Source organism: Dietzia sp. IN118 (assembly GCF_032905965.1).
Lineage (GTDB): Bacteria > Actinomycetota > Actinomycetes > Mycobacteriales > Mycobacteriaceae > Dietzia > Dietzia kunjamensis.
In genome coordinates this window covers 1,513,856-1,520,195 of record NZ_JAUMSR010000001.1, presented here as the reverse complement: position 1 = coordinate 1,520,195, position 6,340 = coordinate 1,513,856, and the positions used below count along the sequence as shown (strand labels likewise).

Below are 6,340 nucleotides of genomic sequence, written 5' to 3'. Positions count from 1 at the left end.
CACCACTCGATGGAGTGGTGGCGGCCCTTCTCGTCGTCCGTAGCTCTCAGTGGGTGGCCCAGTGGTCACTCCCCAGTGGTCACTCCCCAGCGATCACTCCCCCGCGCTCACTCCCCCGCGCTCACCCCTCGGCCGCGAGCTGACCACACGCCGCGTCGATCTCCTGGCCGCGGGTGTCGCGCACCGTGCACGAGACCCCGGCCGCGCGCACGGCGGCGACGAAGGCGTCCTGCTGATGGCGGGGGCTGGCGTCCCACTCGCTGCCCGGCGTCGGGTTGAGCGGGATGAGGTTCACGTGCGCCATGGGCCCGAGACGCTGGGCGAGCAGTCGACCGAGCATCTCGCCCCGCCAGGTCTGATCATTGACGTCACGGATCAACGCGTACTCGATGGACACCCGCCGCCCCGTGGCATCGGCGTAGTGCCGGGCCGCGTCCATGACCTCGGAGACCGGCCACCGGTTGTTGACGGGCACCAGGGTGTCCCGGAGTTCGTCGTCCGGGGTGTGCAAGGACACCGCCAGGGTGACCTGGAGCCCCTCCTCTGCCAGCTTGTGGATGGCGGGGACCAGGCCCACCGTCGACACGGTGACCGCGCGTTGCGACAGACCGAATCCCGACGGCGGCGGGGCGATGATGCCTCGCACGGCGGTCATGACGCGCTTGTAGTTGGCGAGCGGCTCCCCCATGCCCATGAACACGACGTTGGACAGTCGCCCCGGCCCGCCCGGGATCTCACCGTCGCGCATGGCGCGGGCGGCGACCCTGACCTGCTCCAGGATCTCGGCTGCCGAGAGGTTGCGTTGCAGACCGCCCTGCCCCGTCGCGCAGAACGGGCACGCCATCCCGCAGCCGGCCTGACTCGAGATGCACACGGTCGCCCGGTCGGGGTAGCGCATGAGAACGCTCTCGACCAACGAACCGTCGTGCAGTTTCCACAGGGTCTTACGCGTGGTGCCCTCGTCGGTGGTGACGTGTCGTAGCGACGAGGTCAGCGAGGGGAACAGTTCTTCTCCGACCTTCTCCCGCAGGCCGGCCGGCAGGTCGGTCATCTCGCGGGTGTCCGCCTCGAGGCGCCCGAAGTACTGGTTGGCCAGCTGCTTGCCGCGGAATGCGGGAACTCCGAGCTCACCCATCGCCGCCTCGCGACCGTCGGCGTCGAGGTCGGCGAAGTGACGAGGGGGCAGCCCTCGGCGGGGGGCGTCAAAAACGAGCGGGAGAGGTTCAGCCATGATGCGGCCATTGTGTCAGAAACGGGCGACCGCAACACATCGCGAGCGGTGCCGTCCGTCGCCGCCAGCGCATACAGTCCAGGTATGGCACAGCGATCACACGACCCGACAGACCGTCGTCACGCCGCCCCCGTCGAGGGGCGCGACGAGATCCCCCTCGAGGACACCCACGCGGACTCCACCCTCGTTCCCGCCGACGAGTCGACCCCTGCGACACGCACCCACGAGCAGGATGCTGTCCCCGATTCGTCGGGGGGACTTCTGGGCTCCGCGTGGGTGGGTCTGGTCCTGGGCGCGCTCGTCACCATCCTGCTGTTGATCTTCATCGCGCAGAACACGACCTCGACCGACGTCCGTTTTCTCGGGTTGGAGTTCACCCTCCCGCTTGGGGTGCTGATCCTCTTCGCCGCGATCGCCGGCGCGTTGATCATGGCCCTGTTCGCCGGCTTCCGGATCCTCCAGCTGCGGATGCGCGCACGCAAGGCGCGCAAACTGACCGCCCGACACTGACGCGCGACCCCCGGCGCGGGTCGGAGGGTCCGCTCACTCCGCGGCTTCGCCCCGTGCCGACGTCACCCGTGCCAACGGAGGTGGTCGACGACTCAGGTCGGCACGACGTAGGTGAAGATGACCCAGACGACCACCGCGGTGGGCAGCACGGAGTCGAGGCGGTCCATGAATCCGCCGTGCCCCGGCAGGAGCGTGCCCATGTCCTTGATTCCGAGGTCCCGCTTCACCTGGGATTCCACCAGGTCGCCCAGCGTCGCGGTGAAGACCGTGAGGACGCCGAGCAACAGGCCCTTCCAGATGCTGTCGTCGAAGAGCAGGGCGACCACGAGTGCGCCACCGACCGTGGCGAACAGGATCGACCCGGCGAATCCCTCCCAGGACTTCTTGGGGCTGATCGCCGGGGCCATGGGGTGCTTACCGAAGAGCACCCCCGCCACGTACCCCCCGACGTCGGAGCACACGACCAGCAGGATGAGGGCCACGACCCGTTGCGCGCCGTAGTCACCGTCCGACAGCATCGCGCCGAGGGCTCCCGGAACCGCGATCCACACCAACACGAACACCGCGACCGACACGTCGCGCATGTAGTTCTTCGGTGCGGTGGTCAGACCGGCCATGAGCAGACGCCAGACCAGGACGACCACGCCGGTGACGGCGAACGCGGCGAACGCGCCTTCCGCCCCGTTGAGGTAACCCGCCCAGACCATGGCCTGCCCGCCTGCGAGCAGCGGGAACAGGGGAAGCGTGAACCGGGCCTGCCGGAGGCGTTTGAAGACCTCCCAGGTGCCGATGGCGACGGCGGCGGCGGCGACCAGGTACCACGCGCGGGGGGTGAAGGCGATACTCGCGATCACGAGCGCGCCCAGGCCGACCCCGACCGGGATCGCCCGGGTCAGGTCACGGCCGGCGCGCGACGGAGGTGCGGCGGCCGCGGCGGTGGGCCCGGGCGGGCCCTGGGGTGCGGGGTCCACGGCATACTCCTCGGTTCTCGGGTGATGGGTGTCGCGGAGGTCAGACCTCCATCAGGTCGCCTTCCTTGGCCTTGACGAGTTCGTCCACCTCGCCGACGAATCGCTGGGTGAGCTTGTCCAGCTCCTTCTCCGCCGCGTTGACCTCGTCCTCGCCGGCCTCGCCGTCCTTGTCGATGCGCTTGAGCTCGTCCATCGCCTTGCGCCGGACGCCCCGGACGGCGATGCGCCCGTCCTCGGCCTTGCCCTTGGCCTGCTTGACCAGATCCCGGCGCCGTTCCTCGGTGAGCTGCGGCACGGTCACGCGGAGGACCTGGCCGTCGTTGGTCGGGTTGACGCCCAGATCCGAGTTGCGGATGGCGTTCTCGATCGGACCGATCTGCGACATCTCGTACGGCTTGATGATGAGCATGCGCGGCTCGGGTGCCGAGATGGTCGCCATCTGGGTGATGGGGGTCATGCTGCCGTAGTACTCACAGAAGACACGGTTGAACATGCCCGGGTTGGCGCGGCCGGTGCGGATGGCCGAGAGCTCGTCGCGAACGTGCTCGATCGCCTTCTCCATCTTGTCCTCGGCCTCGAGCAGAGTGTCGTCGATCATGTCTGTCCCTTTTCGTTGGGGTCGGTGTCGGTGGTCGGGTCGAGGACGTGTCAGGCCGTGCTGGCCACCAGCGTCCCGATCTGCTCACCGGCGACGGCGCGCGCGATGTTGCCCTCGGTGAGAAGGTTGAAGACGAGGATGGGCATGTCGTTGTCCATGCACAGGCTGAACGCGGTGGCATCGGCCACCTTCAGGCCCCGCTCGAGGCATTCCCGGTGTTCGATCCGGCTGAAGAGCTCGGCGTCGGGATTGGTACGGGGATCGTCCGAGTAGACGCCGTCCACCGCCTTGGCCATGAGCAGCACGTCGGCCTTGATCTCCAGTGCGCGCTGGGCTGCGGTGGTATCGGTCGAGAAGTAGGGCATGCCCATCCCTGCCCCGAAGATCACGACGCGGCCCTTCTCCAGATGCCGTTCGGCGCGTAGGGGGATGTACGGCTCCGCGACCTGACCCATGTGGATGGCGGTCTGGACGCGGGTCGACACACCCTCCTGCTCGAGGAAGTCCTGCAGCGCCAGGCAGTTCATGACGGTGCCGAGCATCCCCATGTAGTCGCTGCGCGCCCGGTCGAGCCCTCGCTGCTGCAACTGGGCGCCCCGGAAGAAGTTGCCGCCGCCAATCACGATCGCGATCTGCGCCCCCGTCCGGGAGACATCGGCGATCTGCCGGGCGACGGACTGCACGACGTCCGGGTCGATCCCCACGCCGCCGCCGCCGAACATCTCGCCGCCGAGCTTGAGCATCACACGTTTGTAGCCGTCCCGCGGGTCGGTCATCCCTCTCCTCGTCCCGGGCGGATCCAGCCCGTGTCGCGCGCGTTCACACCCCCGACGTCGATTGGCCGGAGCGGCGTGTGGTCCGTGGTGGGACCGGGTTCATTCTGCCCTATCGCCACGGCCGCCACACTCCAGCCCGCCGGGTACGGGCACACCCGGCCGTACGAACGCCGACGGCGGTACCCGGAGTACCGGGTACCGCCGTCGTTCGGGAACCCGCAACGGCGGGTTCGGGCCGTGGTCAGGCCTGGCCGACCTCGAACCGCAGGAAGGCCGAGACCGAGGCGCCGGCTTCGTCCAGCAGGGCACCGACGGTCTTCTTGTTGTCGGTCACCGACGGCTGGTCGAGCAGGCAAACATCCTTGTAGAAGCCGTTGAGGCGACCCTCGACGATCTTCTGCAGCGCCTGCTCGGGCTTGCCCTCCTCGCGGGCGGTGGCCTCGGCGATCTCGCGTTCCTTGGCGACGATGTCGGCGGGCACCTCCTCGCGGGACACGTACTGGGCCTTCAGAGCGGCGACCTGCATCGCGGCGGAGCGCGCGGCGGCCTCGGCGGCCTCGCCCTCACCGGAGTAGGCGACCATGACGCCGACGGCGGGCGGCAGGTCGGAGGAACGCTTGTGGAGGTAGACGGCCACGGGACCGTCGAGCTTGCCCACACGGCGCAGGACGAGCTTCTCGCCGGACTTGGCGGAGAAGGAGACGACCGAGTCGGCCACGGTGGTGCCGTCGAGCTCGGCGGCGTTCAGCGCGTCGAGGTCGGAGATCCCCTGGGCCGCGGCGACCTCGACGATCTTGTCGGCCAGTGCGATGAACTCGGCGCTCTTGGCGACGAAGTCGGTCTCGGAGTTGAGCTCGATCATGACGCCGTCCTTGATGGCGACCAGGCCCTCGGCCGTGGTGCGCTCGGCGCGCTTGCCCACGTCCTTGGCGCCCTTGATGCGCAGCACCTCGACGGCCTTGTCGAAGTCGCCGTCGGTCTCCTCCAGAGCCTTCTTGCAGTCCATCATCCCGGAGCCGGTGAGCTCACGCAGACGCTTGACGTCGGCAGCGGTGTAGTTCGCCATGGTGGGGCGACCCTCCTTAAAGGGGTTCGTGATCTGTCGGAAAAGTGTTGAAGAGTCGGTCGGCGGGCGATCGCCTCCACCCTAGACGCCGGGGCGTCGGTGGATGGTCCGCCCACCGCCTCCGACACCTCGGGCCCGGCCCCCGGATGATCCCCCTGGGGATCGTGGGCGGCCGGGCCCGACGGTGCTCGAGCTGTGGTGAGGATCAGGCCTCGGTGGCCGGCGCCTCGGAGGTGGCGGCCGCGATCTCCTGGGCGTCGGCCTCGGGGGCCTCGGCCACGGGGGACTCGGTGCCGGTGACCTCGGCGGGTGCCTCGGCACCCTCTGCCGTGGCGGCGCCGGTGACCTGGTCCAGCTGCTCGGTCTCCCACTCGGCGAGCGGCTCGGCCTCTTCGCCGGTGGCCTTGCCGGCCTGCGAGCGGGCCTTGAGGCCCTCCGCGACGGCGGAGGCGATGACGCGGGTCAACACGGTGACCGAGCGGATGGCGTCGTCGTTCGCCGGGATCGGGTAGTCGACGACGTCCGGATCACAGTTGGTGTCGAGCAGCGCGACGACGGGGATGTTCAGCTTGCGGGCCTCGCCGACGGCGATGTGCTCCTTGTTGGTGTCGACGACCCACACCACGGAGGGGACCTTGCTCATGTCACGCATACCGCCGAGCGTGCGCTCGAGCTTGTTCTTCTCACGCGTGAGCATGAGGATTTCCTTCTTGGTGCGACCCTCGAATCCGCCCGACTGCTCCATGGACTCGAGCTCCTTGAGGCGGACGAGCCGCTGGTGCACGGTCTGGAAGTTGGTGAGCATGCCACCCAGCCAACGCTGGTTGACGTACGGCATGCCGACCTTGGCGGCCTCCTCGGCGATGGCCTCCTGGGCCTGCTTCTTGGTGCCGACGAACAGGACGGTGCCGCCGTGGGCGACGGACTCCTTGACGAACTCGTACGCCTGGTCGATGTACGTCAGGGTCTGCTGCAGGTCGATGATGTAGATGCCGTTGCGGTCGGTGAAGATGAACCGACGCATCTTCGGGTTCCAGCGGCGGGTCTGGTGGCCGAAGTGGGCACCTGCGTCGAGCAGTTGCTTCATGGAGATGACTGCCATGATGGGTTGAGGGCTCGTCCGGCTTGGAAGCAGCCGGACCGCGAGGCCCTCGTCCTCGCTTTCTGTGTATCGGGTTCCGCCCACGA

Annotated in this window: 7 protein-coding genes; 1 reads left to right on the top strand and 6 read right to left on the bottom strand. The window is 68.6% G+C overall.

Translation table 11 applies throughout. The features are described 5' to 3' along the window. Positions 1-121: 121 nt before the first annotated feature. The gene (gene rlmN / locus Q2K20_RS07395; protein WP_067717626.1) at positions 122-1,231 is read right to left on the bottom strand and encodes a 23S rRNA (adenine(2503)-C(2))-methyltransferase RlmN; all 1,110 of its coding nucleotides are present in this window, start codon (positions 1,229-1,231) and stop codon (positions 122-124) included. Positions 1,232-1,315: 84 nt separating this feature from the next. Between rlmN and Q2K20_RS07390 the strand changes: the two genes are divergently transcribed. Then, positions 1,316-1,741 (top strand): lipopolysaccharide assembly LapA domain-containing protein, encoded by a 426-nt coding sequence (locus tag Q2K20_RS07390; protein ID WP_132061113.1) that lies wholly within the window; start codon positions 1,316-1,318, stop codon positions 1,739-1,741. A gap of 92 nt (positions 1,742-1,833) precedes the next feature. Here Q2K20_RS07390 and Q2K20_RS07385 read toward each other — a convergent pair whose 3' ends face one another. The 5 genes from Q2K20_RS07385 to rpsB all read right to left on the bottom strand — a co-directional run bounded on the left by Q2K20_RS07385 (position 1,834) and on the right by rpsB (position 6,254). Continuing rightward, complete coding sequence (locus Q2K20_RS07385; protein ID WP_119192740.1) at positions 1,834-2,712, bottom strand: phosphatidate cytidylyltransferase; 879 nt, start codon at positions 2,710-2,712, stop codon at positions 1,834-1,836. A 40-nt stretch (positions 2,713-2,752) separates the two neighbouring features. Then, positions 2,753-3,310 carry a ribosome recycling factor gene (gene frr / locus Q2K20_RS07380; protein ID WP_159148644.1) on the bottom strand — a complete coding sequence of 186 codons (558 nt, stop codon included), beginning with the start codon at positions 3,308-3,310 and terminating at the stop codon, positions 2,753-2,755. Between the two features lie 50 nt (positions 3,311-3,360). Next, positions 3,361-4,086, bottom strand: a complete 726-nt coding sequence (gene pyrH, locus Q2K20_RS07375; protein ID WP_119192741.1) for a UMP kinase — start codon at positions 4,084-4,086, stop codon at positions 3,361-3,363. Between the two features lie 241 nt (positions 4,087-4,327). Further along, positions 4,328-5,152 carry a translation elongation factor Ts gene (gene tsf / locus Q2K20_RS07370; protein WP_069389369.1) on the bottom strand — a complete coding sequence of 275 codons (825 nt, stop codon included), beginning with the start codon at positions 5,150-5,152 and terminating at the stop codon, positions 4,328-4,330. A 205-nt stretch (positions 5,153-5,357) separates the two neighbouring features. Continuing rightward, complete coding sequence (rpsB, locus tag Q2K20_RS07365) at positions 5,358-6,254, bottom strand: 30S ribosomal protein S2 (protein WP_067717612.1); 897 nt, start codon at positions 6,252-6,254, stop codon at positions 5,358-5,360. Between the last annotated feature and the right edge of the window lie 86 nt (positions 6,255-6,340).